At 71.8% G+C, this 15523-nt stretch carries 15 protein-coding genes; 10 read left to right on the forward strand and 5 right to left on the reverse strand.

What is annotated here, in order from left to right; genetic code table 11:
* Together H0488_RS15250 and H0488_RS15255 are read left to right on the forward strand one after the other, a co-directional pair.
* Positions 1–938 (forward strand): RNA polymerase sigma factor (locus H0488_RS15250; RefSeq protein ID WP_183100123.1); only part of this gene is annotated, 938 nt, incomplete at its 5' end.
* A 63-nt stretch (positions 939–1001) separates the two neighbouring features.
* Entirely contained in the window at positions 1002–1433 is a 432-nt protein-coding gene (locus H0488_RS15255) for a hypothetical protein (protein ID WP_220794630.1), read from the forward strand.
* On the opposite strand, the gene H0488_RS15260 is transcribed toward H0488_RS15255, so the two are convergent.
* On the reverse strand, positions 1434–2894 hold the full coding sequence (locus tag H0488_RS15260; protein WP_183100124.1) for a glutamate-cysteine ligase family protein: 1461 nt from the start codon (positions 2892–2894) through the stop codon (positions 1434–1436). It abuts the gene before it with no gap.
* A 20-nt stretch (positions 2895–2914) separates the two neighbouring features.
* Entirely contained in the window at positions 2915–3931 is a 1017-nt protein-coding gene (locus H0488_RS15265) for a DUF4192 domain-containing protein (RefSeq protein WP_183100125.1), read from the reverse strand.
* 152 nt (positions 3932–4083) lie between these two features.
* Between H0488_RS15265 and H0488_RS15270 the strand changes: the two genes are divergently transcribed.
* The 3 genes from H0488_RS15270 to H0488_RS15280 all read left to right on the forward strand — a co-directional run bounded on the left by H0488_RS15270 (position 4084) and on the right by H0488_RS15280 (position 9299).
* Positions 4084–5427: a DNA polymerase IV gene (locus H0488_RS15270; RefSeq protein ID WP_183100126.1), complete on the forward strand. Its 1344-nt coding sequence runs from the start codon at positions 4084–4086 to the stop codon at positions 5425–5427.
* Between the two features lie 505 nt (positions 5428–5932).
* A complete protein-coding gene (locus tag H0488_RS15275) occupies positions 5933–8140 on the forward strand; it encodes a S9 family peptidase (RefSeq protein ID WP_312856366.1) in 2208 nt (735 codons plus the stop codon).
* A gap of 169 nt (positions 8141–8309) precedes the next feature.
* Positions 8310–9299 carry a sigma-70 family RNA polymerase sigma factor gene (locus H0488_RS15280; protein WP_183100127.1) on the forward strand — a complete coding sequence of 330 codons (990 nt, stop codon included), beginning with the start codon at positions 8310–8312 and terminating at the stop codon, positions 9297–9299.
* A 1-nt stretch (position 9300) separates the two neighbouring features.
* Here H0488_RS15280 and coaE read toward each other — a convergent pair whose 3' ends face one another.
* A complete protein-coding gene (gene coaE, locus H0488_RS15285; RefSeq protein WP_183100128.1) occupies positions 9301–9891 on the reverse strand; it encodes a dephospho-CoA kinase in 591 nt (196 codons plus the stop codon).
* Positions 9892–9926: 35 nt separating this feature from the next.
* On the opposite strand from coaE, the gene H0488_RS15290 reads away from it, so the two are divergent.
* On the forward strand, positions 9927–11186 hold the full coding sequence (locus H0488_RS15290) for a class I adenylate-forming enzyme family protein (RefSeq protein ID WP_183100129.1): 1260 nt from the start codon (positions 9927–9929) through the stop codon (positions 11184–11186).
* Between the two features lie 21 nt (positions 11187–11207).
* Here H0488_RS15290 and H0488_RS15295 read toward each other — a convergent pair whose 3' ends face one another.
* Positions 11208–12173 carry a helix-turn-helix domain-containing protein gene (locus tag H0488_RS15295; protein WP_183100130.1) on the reverse strand — a complete coding sequence of 322 codons (966 nt, stop codon included), beginning with the start codon at positions 12171–12173 and terminating at the stop codon, positions 11208–11210.
* A 94-nt stretch (positions 12174–12267) separates the two neighbouring features.
* Between H0488_RS15295 and H0488_RS15300 the strand changes: the two genes are divergently transcribed.
* Positions 12268–12420, forward strand: a complete 153-nt coding sequence (locus H0488_RS15300; protein ID WP_183100131.1) for a hypothetical protein — start codon at positions 12268–12270, stop codon at positions 12418–12420.
* A 55-nt stretch (positions 12421–12475) separates the two neighbouring features.
* A complete protein-coding gene (locus H0488_RS15305) occupies positions 12476–12637 on the forward strand; it encodes a hypothetical protein (protein ID WP_183100132.1) in 162 nt (53 codons plus the stop codon).
* A 97-nt stretch (positions 12638–12734) separates the two neighbouring features.
* On the opposite strand, the gene rpsA is transcribed toward H0488_RS15305, so the two are convergent.
* A complete protein-coding gene (gene rpsA / locus H0488_RS15310) occupies positions 12735–14225 on the reverse strand; it encodes a 30S ribosomal protein S1 (RefSeq protein ID WP_183100133.1) in 1491 nt (496 codons plus the stop codon).
* Positions 14226–14352: 127 nt separating this feature from the next.
* Here rpsA and H0488_RS15315 point away from each other — a divergent pair, with 127 nt between their 5' ends.
* Positions 14353–15207, forward strand: a complete 855-nt coding sequence (locus tag H0488_RS15315) for a class I SAM-dependent methyltransferase (protein WP_312856367.1) — start codon at positions 14353–14355, stop codon at positions 15205–15207.
* Positions 15208–15320: 113 nt separating this feature from the next.
* Positions 15321–15523, forward strand: a 203-nt coding sequence (locus H0488_RS15320) for a hypothetical protein (RefSeq protein WP_220794631.1), incomplete at its 3' end; no start/stop codon positions are given.

Here is a 15523-nt window from a genome sequence, read left to right on the forward strand (position 1 = left end):
CCGACGCTCCCCGCCGCCGGCGCGAGGAGCGCCTCGAGGCGGAGCCGCGGCCCGGCCCCGGGGCCGCTGCGGACGACACCCTCCAGCTCTACTTCCTGTGCGCCCACCCGTCCCTGACTCCGGCGTCCGCGGTCGCACTCACGCTGCGGGCCGTCGGCGGCCTCACCACCCGCCAGATCGCCGACGCCTACCTGGTGCCGGAGGCGACGATGGGCCAGCGGATCAGCCGGGCGAAACGCACCGTCGCCGACGTCCGGTTCGACCAGCCGGGTGACGTCGCAACCGTCGTGCGGGTGCTCTACCTGGTCTTCAACGAGGGCTACTCCGGCGACGTCGACCTCGCCGCCGAGGCGATCCGGCTGACCCGGCAGCTCGCGGAGCGGACCGACCACCCGGAGGTGGCCGGGCTGCTGGCGCTGATGCTGCTCCACCACGCCCGGCGCCCCGCGCGGACCCGCACCGACGGCAGCCTCGTCCCGCTCGCCGAGCAGGACCGCGACCTCTGGGACACCCGGCTGATCGCCGAGGGCGTGCAGATCCTCCAGCAGGCGCTCGCCCGCGACCGGCTCGGCGAGTTCCAGGCACAGGCGGCCATCGCCGCCCTGCACGCCGACGCGCGATCGACCGACGAGACCGACTGGGTCCAGGTCGTCGAGTGGTACGACGAGCTCGTCCGGATCACCGACAACCCGATCGCCCGGCTCAATCGCGCGGTGGCCGTGGGTGAGGCCGACGGCGCGCGCGCCGGTCTGGCAGCGCTCGCCGAGCTCGACCCGTCCCTCCCCCGCGCCGCCGCCGTGGCGGCGTACCTCCACGAGCGCGACGGCGACCTCCGCCGAGCGGCACGGCTCTACGCCGAGGCCGCCCGGGCCGCCACGGACCTCGCCGAGCGCGAGCACCTGACCCGGCAGGCGGCCCGTCTCAACGCGGCGCTCTGAGCGGCCCCGCACCCCTGTGGAGGAACGCCCACGGGCGGCGCCGGATCGGGCAGGCTGCCCGGCATGGGGTACGACGGCGTGGGCGGGCTGCAGGAGCCCGTCGACCGGACCGTCCAGCAGCTGCTGCGGCGGGCCGTCCTGGAGCACGCGACCGGCGAGCGCCGCAAGGTCTACCCACCCGTCCTCCACGTCGGCGTGCCCGGCATCCGGTCCCGCAGGTTCGAGATCGAGGACACCCTCGACCACGCCCTGGCCACCGACGTCGTCCAGGCGATGATGCGCCCGGCAGTTCGCAAGGGAGTGGTGCCGCTGCTGTGGCTCACCCGCCGCGGCGACACCGGCCCGCACGACGTGGACGGCGCCTGGTCGGCGGCCGTCCACGCGGCCGGCGGCGAGCTCGGACTCCGGCTCGGTCTGGTGATCGTGACCCGGCGCAGCTGGCACGACCCGCGCACCGGTGTCTGCCGCACCTGGAAGCGGATCCGGTCCCGCTGACTACCAGGTGTGGACGGGGGCGTTGGCCTCCATGCCCTCGCGGTAGGCGGCCAGCACGGCACGGATCGCGTCGTAGCGGTCGAGGTGCTCCCGCTCCGCCATCTGCCGGACGAACCACTCCGCGCCGTTCACGCTCCCGAGGCAGCGGCCCTCGATGGTCCCGAGGTAGCGCTCTGCCTCCGCCCGCTCCACGCCCCACGACTCGAGCCCTTCGTAGGCCATCGGCAGCAGGCGGCGCAGCACGAGCTCGGTGGCGCGGACCCGGCCGACACCCGGCCAGTAGATCTCGGCCTCGATCCCGTCACGGGCGGCGAGGTGGAAGTTCTCCTCGGCCGCACTGAACGACATCTGGGACCACAACGGCCGCTCGCTCTCCGCCAGCGTGCGCACCAGGCCGAAGTAGAACGCGGCGTTGGCGACGATGTCGGCGACGGTGGGTCCGGCGGCGAGCGCCCGGTTCTCGACGCGGAGGTGGGGCCGACCCCCCGCGATGTCGTAGACCGGGCGGTTCCACCGGTAGATCGTGCCGTTGTGCAGCCGGAGCTCGGAGAGGTTCGGCGTCCCCCCTGCCTCCAGCACCGTCAACGGGTCCTCGTCGTGGGTGACGGGCAGCAGCGCGGGGAAGAAGCGGACGTTCTCCTCGAACAGGTCGAACACCGAGGTGATCCAGCGTTCGCCGAACCACACCCGCGGCCGCACACCCTGCGCCTTCAGCTCCTCGCTGCGGGTGTCGGTGGCCTGCTCGAACAGGGGGACCCGGGTCTCGCGCCACAGCTGCTTGCCGAGGAGGTAGGGCGAGTTCGCCCCGAGCGCGACCTGCACGCCTGCGATCGCCTGGGAGGCGTTCCAGTACGCGGCGAACCGCTCGGGCGGGGTCTGGACGTGGAACTGGGTGCTGGTGCATGCCGCCTCGGGGAGGATCGAGTCGGCGGTGGTGCGGAGGACGTCGGTGCCGCGGATGTCGATGCTGATGTCCTCGCCGCGCGCGGCCAGCACCTGCTCGCTCAGCAGGCGGTAGCGCCAGTTGCTGCTGATCGCCTCGATCGAGAGGTGCTCCTCGGTCAGCGTCGGCAGGATGCCGATCATCACCAGGTGGGCGCCCAGCTCCGAGGTGCGCCGCTCGGCCTCGTTCAGGCTGCGCCGCAGCCCGTCCTCGAAGCCGGTCAGGCCGCGGTCCCGCAGTGCCGCCGGCGCCGAGTTCATCTCGATGTTGAACTGCCCCAGCTCGGTCTGGAAGTCCGGGTTGTCGATGACGGCGAGCGCCTCGGCGTTGCGAAGGGCGGGGTCGCCGGCGTCGTCGACCAGGTTGAGCTCTACCTCGAGCCCGGTCATCGGATCGTCGGTGTCGAACGCCGCTTCGCGCAGCATCCGCTCGAACACATCGAGGCAGCGGCGGACCTTCGCGCGGTGCCGGGTCCGGTCAGCGCCGGTGAACTCCTGTGCATCGACCTCCTCGCCCATGGAGCGACAGTAGCCATCTTTCAGGCGGGCAACCCCTCGTCCCATGCGAAGGACTCGTCCAGCGAGTCGGGAGGGACTGCCGATTCAAGGCAGTGACGGAGGATCCCTGCCATGCCGTAGCCGGGCGCGACCGCGGCACAGCGGTCGACGGCGATCCATGCCAGCGCGCCGTGGCCGGCCTGCCAGGCAGCCCAGCCGAGGAGGGCGGCCGGCGCGGCGGCGATCGGGTCGGGCATCCGGCGCGCTGCGTCGAGCCAGAACGCCTGGTGACGGCCCGCGTCGCTGCGCCGGATCAGCGCCCAGGCGGCGTCGCGCACCCGGAGGTCCTGCGCGACCCACCCGGCCCGGGCGAGCTCCTCGTCGGTGGCGACGGTCCCCCGCGCGACGTGACCGGCGACGACCCGCTGCAGCCACTCACCCCAGCGGCGGCGGTCGACCCCGCGTCGCGGCGGTGCACCGAGGTCCAGCCCCAGCCGCTCGATGGTCTCCTCGACCACGCGCTGAGCCGCCCGGTCGGGAGCGACGCTGGCGACCAGCGCTGCGCGGTCCTTCTCGACCACGATCCCGTGCATCACGGCATGGGCGGCGAAGGGGTGGCTCGAGACGTCGTAGGCGACGCCGATCTCGCGCAGTCGCTGGTCGCCGACCAGCGGGTAGTAGCGGCAGCCGTCGGCGCGCACCGCCTCCACCACCCGGATCCGGGCACGCTCACTGCCCCGACGCAGCGCACCCCAGGCCCGGCGTACGGCCCTCTGGTCGTCGCTGAAGAAGAGCAGCGCGAGCGAGCTGACGTTGTTGCGCTGCGCGGGACCGAGGAGGGAGTCGGCGACGGCGGTCGCAGCCGCGGCCGGCTCGGACCGGGACGGGAGGTCGACCCGGGCATGGAAGGGGCGGTCGCCGTCGCTGGTGAGCATGACGACGGAGTCGGTCGGCTGGAAGCCCAGCACGAGGGGGGCGGCGGCGAGGAGGTCCTCCGTGCAGCGCACACGGAGGTCCAGCGAGGGTTCGGGCCCGGAGCCCGGGAGCATCGAGGTCATGTGCCAACGCTGGCCCTGCCGACCGACGAGGGGCTGGCCGGTCGCCGCGACCTGTGGAGGGGCGACACCGGACGGCGACCTGTGGACGGTTGGCGGCCCTGTTGGTGGCCGGCGGACACTCCGGCGTCCGCCGCTCTGGCTACGGTTCATCCGTGCGCGCCCAGGCATCGGTCCTCCACCTGGACCTCGACGCGTTCTTCGCCGCGGTCGAGCAGCGCGACAAGCCCTCCCTGCGCGGCAAGCCCGTGGTCGTCGGGGGTGTCGGCAACCGCGGCGTCGTCTCCACGGCGTCCTACGAAGCCAGGGAGTACGGCGTCCGCTCGGCGATGTCGACCCGGGAAGCCCGTGCCCGGTGCCCCCATGCCGCCTATCTCTCGGGGCGGTTCGAGGCCTACCGTGCGACCAGCGTCGCGGTGATGGGCCTGCTGCGGTCCTGCTCCCCGCTCGTCGAGCCCCTCTCGCTCGACGAGGCGTTCGTCGACCTGGCCCGGGCCGACCTTCCCGACCTGGAGGTCCCGACCGTGACCGCCTTCGCGGAGGACCTGCGCAGCCGCGTGCACGACGTCACCGGCGGGCTGACCGCCTCGGTGGGCGTAGCGAGCTCGAAGTTCCTCGCCAAGGTCGCCAGCGACCTGGACAAGCCCGACGGCCTGGTCGTGGTCGCGCCCGGCACCGAGCTCGAGGTGCTGAGGCCGATGCACGTCTCGGTGATCCCGGGCGTGGGACCCGCCACCGTCGAGCGCCTGCGCCGCACGGGCGTGCACACGGTCGCCGATCTCCAGCAGATCAGCGAGGACGAGCTGGTGCGGATGCTCGGGAAGGCGCACGGACACGTGCTCCACGAGCTCGCCTTCGCCCGGGACGACCGGCAGGTGGAGGCCGAGCGGGAGACGAAGTCCGTCAGCGTCGAGGGCACCTACGAGCGCGACCTCACCGACCGCAAGCTGATGGACAGCCTGCTGACCCGGCAGGCCGCCGACGTCGCCCGGCGGCTGCGCAAGAGCGGGCTGTCCGGCCGCACCGTCACGATCAAGGTGCGGCTCTACGACTTCACGACGCTCAACCGCTCCACGACCCTCCCGTCGCCGACCGACGACGAGGCGGTCATCGCCCGGATGGCGCGCCGCCTCCTGGAGGACCTCGACACCTCCGGCGGCGTCCGCCTGCTCGGCGTCGGCGTGTCCGGCCTCGCCGACTGGGTGCAGGAGGAGCTGTTCGGGGCCGACGAGGACGATGCGGCTCCGGAGGAGGTCGCCGAGCCCGCCGCGCGGCCGGCGCCGGTCCACCCCGCGCCGCCCGACCCCACGGGCGGCTACCGCCCGGGCATGGACGTGGTCCACGCCGAGCAGGGCCGCGGGTGGGTGTGGGGCGCCGGCAAGGGCGTGGTGACGGTGCGCTTCGAGACCGCCGAGACAGCGCCTGGGCCGGTCCGCTCGTTCGCCGTCGACGACCCCGCGCTCGAGCGATGGCGACCTGCCGAGCCCGCGGAGCCGTGAGCAGGAGTTCACACAGCCGTCATCAGGCGCTGATTGCCGAGTGATGCCGGACCCGCGACCATGGAGTCATCGCAACTTGCTCGATGCGCTCGCGGCGGGTGCGAGGAGTCGAAAAAAGGGTGAGGGCCTCTTGGTGGTATGAGCATCAAGAGGCCCTCGGCTTGATCGGCTGCAGTGACCCCGATCGACCCGAACTTCCGACCTCTCCGCCAGACCCGTCACCGGGGTCGGCGCCCGCAGGTTGCCCCGCGAGTACGAGAGGACTTCCGTCCGACTCCCCGATCCTTCTCGCCTGGCCCGGAGGCCCTGCGATCCGTCTCGGTAGGGAGAGTTCTACGCTCCGGCGGAGCACCCGCACAAGAGCTTTGGCGAAAGATTTCCGACATTCTTCGAGTCCCACAGGCTCGTCCACAGCATCGGCCCGTTTCCTCCACAGGAACCACGCGAACTCCACAGGAATCCGCCGGTGCCTGTGGATCGCGGGACGCCGGATACGGTGACGGGCGTGCCCGCACCTGACCCCCAAGCTCGCCCCCTCGCCGAGCCCCCCGTCCTCGAGCGCCGACCGGTGAGCGCGTCGTACCACGGCCGCACCCGCACCGACGACTACGAGTGGCTGCGAGCCAAGGACGACCCGGCGGTGATCGCCCACCTGGAGGCCGAGAACGACTACACGCAGGCGCGCACGGCGCACCTCGCCGACCTCCGGCAGCAGCTCTTCGACGAGATCAAGTCGCGCACCCTGGAGACCGACCTCTCGGTGCCGACCCGGGTCCGCGGCTACTGGTACTACGGGCGCTCCTTCGAGGGCCGCCAGTACGGCGCCAGCTGCCGGGTGGCGGTCACCGACCCCGACAGCTGGACTCCCCCGCGCCCCGCGGAGGCGGCGCGGCCGGACGAGCCGGCCCTTCCCGGCGAGGAGATGCTGCTCGACCTCGACCAGCTCGCCGACGGACACGAGTTCTTCTCGCTCGGCGGCTCCTCGATCAGCCCCGACGACCGGCTGCTGGCGTACGCGACCGACGTGGTCGGCGACGAGCGCTACACCGTGCGGGTCAAGGACCTGACGACCGGCGAGCTCCTCGGCGACGAGCTGACCGGCGTCCTGGGCGGCGCCACGTGGGGCGCGACGCCCGACCACTTCTACTACTCGACGATCGACGAGACCTGGCGGCCCGACAAGATCTGGCGACACCGCATCGGCACCGACCAGGCCTCCGACGAGCTGGTCCTCCACGAGCCCGACGCCCGATTCTGGGTCGGCGTCGGCCGCACCCGCAGCCGCCGCTACGTCGTCATCGCCGCCTCGGCCAAGAACACCTCCGAGTACCACGTCCTCGACGCCGCCGACCCGACCGCGGAACCGTGGTGCTTCGCCGAACGGGAGGAGGGCGTCGAGTACTCCCTCGACCACGCCGTGATCGGCGGCGAGGACACCTTCCTCGTGCTCCACAACGCCAGTGGCGCCGAGTTCGAGCTCGCCACGGCACCACCGAGGCCGACGGCCCGCACGGGATGGACCCCGTTGATCGCCCACGACCGCGGCGTGCGCCTCGAGGACGTCGACGCGTTCGCGACGCACCTGGTCGTGCAGCAGCGCAGCGACGGCCTGCCCCGAGTCCGGATCCTCGATCTGGACCCGGACAGCCCCCGGGGGATCGTCGACGACTGGCTGGTGGAGTTCCCGGGCGAGCTCGCCACCTCCGGAGCCGGCAGCAACCCGACCTTCGAGCAGCCGACGGTCCGCGTCGGCATGACGAGCATGATCGAGCCGGCGTCCGTCTACGACATCGACGTGCGGACCCGCGAGCGCACCCTGCTCAAGCAGGCGCCGGTCCTCGGCGGCTACGACCCCGCCGACTACGAGGAGCACCGGCTCTGGGCCACCGCGCCCGACGGCGCCCGGGTCCCCATCTCCCTCGTCGTCCGCAAGGACGCTCGAAGCGCCGACCCCGAGGTCGGCGCCGCCCCGGTGCCGCTGCTGCTCTACGGGTACGGCGCCTACGAGGCCTCGATCGACCCGTACTTCTCCGTCGCCCGGCTCTCCCTGCTCGACCGCGGCGCGGCGTTCGCGATCGCGCACGTCCGCGGCGGCGGCGAGCTCGGCCGGCACTGGTACGACGACGGCAAGCTCGCGCACAAGCAGCACACCTTCGACGACTTCATCGCGTGCGCGCGTCACCTGGTCGCGACCGGGTGGACCACGCCCGACCTGATCGTCGCCGAGGGCGCCAGTGCGGGAGGCCTGCTGATGGGAGCGATCGCCAACCAGGCGCCCGAGGCCTTCGGCGGGATCGTGGCCGGCGTGCCGTTCGTCGACATCCTGACCACGATGCTCGACGCCACCCTCCCCCTCACCGTCACCGAGTACGACGAGTGGGGCAACCCCGAAGCCGACCCCGAGGCCTACGACCTGATCGCGTCGTACTCGCCCTACGACAACGTCGCCGACCTGCCCTACCCGCCGATCCTGGCCGAGACGTCGCTCAACGACACCCGGGTGCTCTACGTCGAGCCCGCCAAGTGGGTGGCCCGCCTCCGCGCGACGGCGCCGGGCGCCGACGTGCTGCTCCGCACCGAGATGGCGGCCGGTCACGGCGGCGTCTCCGGGCGCTATCGCGCGTGGCACGACCGGGCCTTCACCCTCGCCTGGATCCTCGACCGGATGGGTCTGGCCGCGGTGGGTACACCTCCTGAACATCGGGCTCGCTGACTGAGAAGTCCCTGAGAGTTGTCGGATGCGGCAACTCTCGGACCCGCTGGGACGTCAGAGCATTCGAGAGCACTCTTCGGAAAGGGTTCCCCGGGAACACCGCAAACCGAAAGCGCGTTGGTGACGAAGTACAGGTGTCTGGGATGCCCGTACGCGAAGGAGGGTCGCGATGACTGCAACAGCGGTGACCAATCGACCGGCGGCGCCGCGGCGCACCAAGCCGTCGACGGGGCGCGAGATCGAGGGGCGCGACAGCGTCGGGCTCTACCTCGACGAGATCGCCCGCACCCCGCTGCTCGACGCGGCCCGCGAGGTCGAGCTGGCGAAGACCATCGAGGCGGGGCTCTTCGCCCAGCACCTCCTCGACGAGGGCCGGATCGCCCGCGCCAAGGGCGGCGCACCGAAGCGCGCCTCCCAGGAGGAGCTCGAGTGGCTGGCCGAGGAAGGCCGGATCGCCACCCAGGAGTTCATCAACGCCAACCTTCGCCTGGTCGTGTCGATCGCCCGGAAGTACGGGCGGGCACAGATGCCGATGCTCGACCTCATCCAGGAGGGCAACACCGGCCTGATCCGCGCGGTCGAGAAGTTCGACTACGCGAAGGGCTACAAGTTCTCGACCTACGCCACCTGGTGGGTCCGGCAGGCGATCACCCGCGGCATCGCCCAGCAGGCGCGCGTCGTACGACTGCCCGTGCACGTCGTCGAGGAGCTCAACCAGGTCGGCGGCGCCCGCCGCACGCTGGAGCGTCAGCTGGGCCGCGACCCGGAGCCCAAGGAGATCGCCGCCGAGCTCGGCATGGATCTCGACCGGGTCCTCGACCTCATGTCGTGGGGCCGTGAGCACGTCAGCCTCGACACCCCCGTCGACGAGGACGGCGACACCTCGCTGGGCGACCTGATGGCGCAGGAGACGGCCCCCGGGCCCGACCTCACGGTGCTCGACACCGAGGCCCGCGACCGGCTCAACCGACTCGTGGGACAGCTCGACGAGCGGGCCGCCGACATCATCCGGTCGCGCTACGGGCTCGTCGACGGACGTCAGCACAAGCTCGCCGACATCGGTGCCAAGCACGGCATCTCGGCCGAGCGGGTGCGTCAGCTCGAGCGCGAGGCCCTGCAGAAGCTGCGCCGGCTGGGCGATCCGGACCTGGCCGCCTGACCTAGCCGCCCGATCTCAGCTCCTCGACGACCTCCGTCACCCGTTGGCGGAGGTCGTCGAGCGTCCCGGTGTTGTCGATGACGTACGTCGCGATCGCCAGCCGGTCCTCGCGGTCGGCCTGGGCGGCCATCCGGGCCTCGGCCTCCTCGCGGGTCCACCCGCGGTCGCGCACCATCCGCTCGACCTGCACCTCGGCGGGGGCGTCGACGACGATCACCGCGTCGAACGTGTCGGCGCGGCCGGACTCCGCCAGCAGCGGGATGTCGTGCACGACCAGGTCCGCCTCTCCGGCGCCGGCCTCGAGCTCGACGATCCGCTCGAAGACCAGCGGGTGCACGATGCTCTCGAGCACCCGCCGCTTCGCCTCGTCGGCGAAGACGATCGCCCCGACGGCGGCGCGGTCCATCTCGCCGTCCGGCGTGAGCACCTCGGCGCCGAAGGCCGCGACCACCTGCTCCAGGCCCGGCGTCCCCTTGGCCACCACCTCGCGCGCGAGCTGGTCGGCGTCGATGACCACCGCGCCGAGCTCGCGCAGGATGGCCGACACCGAGCTCTTCCCCGAGGCGACTCCCCCGGTCAGTCCGACGCGCACACCCGGACCCTACTGTGACCCCTAGGGTTGGTGGGGTGGCGGATCGCGCACTGTCCGAGGGTGACCGGGTGGCCCTGCTGGTCCCCGGGTCGCCTGCGTACGTCGACGTGGTGCTGAGGCTGCTGACAGCCGGGATCTTCCCGATCCCGCTCGACCCGAGGCTGACGTCGTACGAGCGCGAGCGGATCCTGGCCGGTCTCGACCCCACGCTCGTGGTCGACGACGAGCTCGAGCTCCGGACCCTTGCCGCCGCGCTCCCCCCGCCGGGACTCCCCCGCGGGCGACCGATGCACTGCACCAGCGGCACGACCGGCACTCCGAAGGGTGTGTGGTCGGGCGTGCTGGACGAGGAGTCGGCCGCGGCCCTGGTCGCCGAGGAGCGCGAGCTGTGGGGATTCCGGCCCGACGACGTCAACCTGGTCCTGAGCCCGCTCTACCACTCCGCCCCGCTCCGGTTCGCGTCCGGAACCGTCCTGGCCGGCGGCCGGGTGGTGATCCCCGGGCAGTTCGACCCGGCGGCCGTCACGGCAGCGATCGTGACCGAGCGCCCGACGAGCATGTTCTGCGTGCCGACCCACCTGCAGCGGCTCTTCGCCCACTGGGACGAGGTCGGAGCGCCGGACCTCTCCTCGTTCCGGGTGGTCGCCCACGCCGGCGCACCGTGTCCGCAGGACGTCAAGAGGCGGCTGATCGAGCTCTTCCCGGCAGGATCCACGTGGGAGTTCTACGGCTCCACCGAGGGCCAGTTCACCGCCTGTCGCAGCGAGGAGTGGCTGGAGCGCCCCGGCACCGTCGGCCGGGCGCGCCCGGGGCGGAGGATGACCGCCGACCCCGACGGCACCCTGTGGTGCGCCGTTCCCGAGCACGCCCGGTTCACCTACTACGGCGACCCGGCCAAGACCGCCGCGGCCTGGCGGCAGACCGAGGACGGGCCGGCGTTCACCGTCGGCGACCACGGCCGGATCGACGCCGACGGCTACGTCTACCTCGACGGGCGACGCGAGGACCTGATCATCAGCGGCGGCGTCAACGTCTACCCGACCGAGGTCGAGCAGGTGCTCGGCGAGTGCCCCGGCGTCGTCGACATCGCGGTGTACGGCGCCGCGGATCCCGACTGGGGCCAGCGGGTCTGTGCCGCCGTGGTGGGTGAGGTCGACGAGGACGTGCTCGCGTCGTACGCCCGGACCCACCTGGCTCCGCCCAAGCGCCCGAAGACCTACGTGTTCCGCGCCGACCTCCCGCGCACGCTCACCGGCAAGGTGCGGCGCAGCGAGCTCCAGGATCCAGCGACGTAGCGGGTGCAGCGACCCGGACGATCAGGACGCCCGGTCGTCGAGGTTGGGGCAGAAGGTGCGTCGGTACTGCTGAGGGCTGACCCCGCGGACCCGCTGGAAGTGGTGACGCAGCGCCGCCGCGTTGCCGAAGCCCACCTCCGCGGCGATCCACTCGACGGGCTGCTCGGTCGTCTCGAGGAGCTCCTCGGCGGCCGAGACCCGCTGCGCGGTCACCCAACTGTGCGGCGTCGTTCCGGTCTCGTCGCGGAACCGGCGGGCGAAGGTCCGCGGTGACATCAGCGACCGCCGCGCCAGCGAGTCGACGCTGTGCTCCTCGGCGAGGTTCTCCAGGATCCAGGTCAGCAGCGGCCGCAGCGTGTCGGCGTCGCAGTCGGGAACGGCCCGGGCGATGAACTGCGCCTGGCCGCCGTCGCGGTGCGGAGGTACGACGGCGCGGCGGGCCACCATGCTCGCCACGGCTGCGCCGTACTCCTGCCGCCAGATGTGCAGGCAGGCGTCAAGGCCGGCCGCCGTGCCGGCGCTCGTCACGACCTGGCCGGTGTCGACGTAGAGGACCTCGGGCACGACCTTGGCGAGGGGGAACTTGCGCTGCAGCTCCTCGGTGTACATCCAGTGCGTCGTGCACTCCCGGCCGTCGAGAAGGCCGGCCGCACCGAGGGTGAAGGCGCCGCTGCACACCGACAGGATCCGGGCGCCCCGGTCGTAGGCCTCCCGGATGGCGTCCAGCACCGGCTCGGGCGCGGCGCGTCCGCGCGGCAGCGCGGGAACGGCGACCAGATCAGCGTCCCGCGCGCGCTCCAACCCTTCGTCGACCACCAGCGAGAACCCCATCGAGGTCGGGATCGGCTCGGAGGTGTCGGCGCAGACGGCGAACTCGAGCCGGGGCACTCCGTGCTGGGTGCGGTCGAGCCCGAACGCCTCGCACAGCACGCCGAGCTCGAAGGGGGCCACGCCTTCGTAGGCGAGGACGGCCACGTTGGTCAGCATCCGCACACTCTCGCACGACGGATGGCAGAAAATCAACGGAAGGCGGCATATCTGCCACTGGTGGCAGGATCACGTCAAAGGCAGACTTTCTGCCATGACCTACCTCATCCTCCTGGTGATCGTGGCGTTCGTCGCCGCCACGGTGCACGCGATCCGGCGCGACGACCGCGGCCAGCTGCCGCCCCCCACCTCCCACTCCGTCGACCCCAGCTTCCTGCCGCCGGCCAGCATGCTCAACCGGCGCTGACCCGCCGGGACTCCGGCTCTGGACCAAGGAACAAGACAGGCGCACCATGGGTTACATGATCATGACCATTCTCCTGACTTCTCTCGTGCTCCTCGGCACCGTCGGGACGGTGGTGACCCTGATCCGCGAGGACCGCGGCCCTCAGGCGCCGCCCGTCTCGCACCGCCTCGACCGCCGGTTCCTCCCGCCGGCCCGCGGCGGGTCCCGCCTGGCCTGACGCCGACCCCGGCCAACGCCGCTGCTACCAACGCGAAGCGGCCCCCACGTCGATGACGTGGGGGCCGCTTCGTGCTGCTACGGGGTGCGGGGCCTGATCAGGCGCCGCCTCCGGTGAGCTTCTCGCGGAGCGCCTGGAGCGCCTCGTCGGAAGCCAGCGAGCCGCCGGTCTCCTCGGCGTGCTCGTCAGCGCCGCCACCCGAGGAGTACGTCGTCGCCTCGCCGGCCTCGATCTCGGCCTGCTTGGCCTCGGCCTGCTGCTTGACGTGCGCCTCCCAGCGGGCGTGAGCCTTGGCGTACTGGTCCTCCCAGATCGCGCGCTGGTCCTCGTAGCCCTCGAGCCACTCGCCGGTCTCCGGGTCGAAGCCCTCGGGGTAGACGTAGTTGCCGCTCTCGTCGTAGGTCGCCGGCATGCCGTACAGGGTCGGGTCGAACTCCTCGACGTCGGACGCGGCGGGGTTCTCGTTCGCCTGCTTCAGCGAGAGCGAGATCCGGCGACGCTCGAGGTCGATGTCGATGATCTTGACCATGACGTCGTCGTTGACCTGGACGACCTGCTCGGGGATCTCGACGTGGCGCTCGGCCAGCTCCGAGATGTGCACCAGACCCTCGATGCCCTCCTCGACGCGGACGAAGGAGCCGAAGGGCACCAGCTTGGTGACCTTGCCGGGCACGATCTGACCGATCTGGTGGGTCCGGGCGAAGTGCTGCCACGGGTCCTCCTGCGTCGCCTTGAGCGACAGCGAGACCCGCTCGCGGTCCATGTCGACGTCGAGCACCTCGACGGTGACCTCGTCACCGACGGTGACCACCTCGGACGGGTGGTCGATGTGCTTCCACGACAGCTCCGAGACGTGGACGAGACCGTCGACGCCACCGAGGTCGACGAACGCACCGAAGTTGACGATCGAGGACACGACACCCTTGCGGATCTGGCCCTTCTGCAGCTGCGTGAGGAAGCCGTGGCGGACCTCGGACTGCGTCTGCTCGAGCCAGGCACGGCGCGACAGGACCACGTTGTTGCGGTTCTTGTCGAGCTCGATGATCTTGGCCTCGAGGGTCTGACCGACGTACGGCTGCAGGTCGCGGACGCGGCGCATCTCCACCAGCGAGGCGGGGAGGAAGCCCCGCAGGCCGATGTCGATGATCAGGCCGCCCTTGACGACCTCGATCACGGTGCCCTCGACGACGCCGTCGGCTTCCTTGATCTCCTCGATCGTGCCCCAGGCGCGCTCGTACTGGGCGCGCTTCTTGGACAGGATCAGGCGACCCTCCTTGTCCTCCTTCTGGAGAACCAGGGCCTCGACCTTGTCGCCGACCGAGACGACCTCGGACGGGTCGACGTCGTGCTTGATGGACAGCTCGCGCGAGGGGATGACGCCCTCGGTCTTGTAGCCGATGTCGAGCAGGACCTCGTCCCGGTCGACCTTGACGATGGTGCCATCCACGATGTCACCGTCGTTGAAGTACTTGATGGTCTGGTCGATCGCGGCCAGGAAGTCCGCTTCGGAGCCGATGTCGTTGACCGCGACCTGGGGCGCGTTGTCGTCGTACTGGCTGTAAAGCGGCGTCGAGATGGTGCTCGTCATATGGAGTGGTCAGTCCTCGGGTGGGCAGAAATAGGGGGCATGGAACGACAGCGGTCGGGTGACCGCGACATTCCAGGGTACGCGGGTGCGGAGTCCGGAGTCCAACTCGCGGCGTACCCTCTCCCGCGTGGAGCACCGTGGCGAGCCCGGCCAGCAGTACGGCCAGGAGCACTGGCCGCATCCCCCGGTGACCGCCGAACGCCGGGCGGTGTCCGAGGAGGAGTCGCGCCGGGCCAACGGTCCGGACTGGGACCGGTACGCCGACGAGTACCAGGCGACGCACGGCGACTTCCTCGGTGACGTCGGATTCGTCTGGGGTCCGGAAGGCCTGACCGAGGCCGACGCGGGCGTGCTCGGTCCGCTCGCCGGCCGCGACGTGCTCGAGGTCGGGTCCGGCGCGGGCCAGTGCTCGCGCTGGATCCGCGGGCAGGGCGGCCGCGCCTACGGCCTCGACCTCTCGCACCGCCAGCTCCAGCACTCGCTGCGCATCGACGAGGCCACCGGCATCACGGTGCCGAGCGTGCGCGGGACCGCGACCGCGCTGCCGTTCGCCGATGCCAGCTTCGACATCGTCTTCTGCGCGTTCGGTGCGCTGCAGTTCGTCGCTGACATCGCGACCGCCGTCGCGGAGGCCGCGCGGGTGCTGCGACCCGGGGGGCGGTTCGCCTTCTCGATCACCCACCCGACGCGCTGGATGTTCCCCGACGACCCGACCGAGGCGGGCCTGACGGCGACCCAGTCCTACTGGGACCGGACGCCGTACGTCGAGGTCGACGACGAGACCGGCGCGATCGCGTACGTCGAGCACCACCGCACCCTCGGTGACTGGGTGAGCCTGCTGGCCGCCGCCGACTTCCGGCTCACGACCCTGCTCGAGCCGGAGTGGCCTCCCGACCACGAGCGGTTGTGGGGAGGCTGGTCAGCGGTCCGGGGACGGCTGACGCCCGGCACGGCGGTCTTCGGCGCCGATCTCGCGGGCTGAGAAGACTTCGCCGGATCGACCCGTTCGCCGGAAGCCGTCCGGAACCGGTGATAGCGTCGTCAAGGCTCCCTCCTGTATCCCCCATCAGTCTTCTCGGAAGCAGGAGCTCACCGATGCCAGGTCCCCGCACCGCTCACCGACGGCTGCGCACAGCCGCCCTTCTGACGACCGCCGCGGCGACCGCCGCGGCACTCACCGTCGGCGTGACCTGGCCGGCGAGCGCAGATCCGCTGCCGGCGCCGTACTCCGGCACGGCCCACGGTGACCTGGTCTTCCTGCCGCTCGACGTGCTGGGTGGCGACACGGCCGTGGTGCC

The sequence above is a fragment of the Nocardioides pelophilus genome, assembly GCF_014180685.1.
Classification (GTDB): domain Bacteria; phylum Actinomycetota; class Actinomycetes; order Propionibacteriales; family Nocardioidaceae; genus Nocardioides; species Nocardioides pelophilus.

Bases quoted from the DNA above. Each gene is read 5' to 3' on its own strand.
- rpsA (WP_183100133.1), bottom strand. From the start codon at position 14,225: ATGACGAGCACCATCTCGACGCCGCTTTACAGCCAGTACGACGACAAC.
- H0488_RS15300 (WP_183100131.1), top strand. From the start codon at position 12,268: ATGACCTACCTCATCCTCCTGGTGATCGTGGCGTTCGTCGCCGCCACG.
- H0488_RS15280 (WP_183100127.1), top strand. From the start codon at position 8,310: ATGACTGCAACAGCGGTGACCAATCGACCGGCGGCGCCGCGGCGCACC.
- H0488_RS15295 (WP_183100130.1), bottom strand. From the start codon at position 12,173: ATGCTGACCAACGTGGCCGTCCTCGCCTACGAAGGCGTGGCCCCCTTC.
- H0488_RS15265 (WP_183100125.1), bottom strand. From the start codon at position 3,931: ATGACCTCGATGCTCCCGGGCTCCGGGCCCGAACCCTCGCTGGACCTC.
- H0488_RS15305 (WP_183100132.1), top strand. From the start codon at position 12,476: ATGATCATGACCATTCTCCTGACTTCTCTCGTGCTCCTCGGCACCGTC.
- H0488_RS15255 (WP_220794630.1), top strand. From the start codon at position 1,002: ATGGGGTACGACGGCGTGGGCGGGCTGCAGGAGCCCGTCGACCGGACC.
- H0488_RS15260 (WP_183100124.1), bottom strand. From the start codon at position 2,894: ATGGGCGAGGAGGTCGATGCACAGGAGTTCACCGGCGCTGACCGGACC.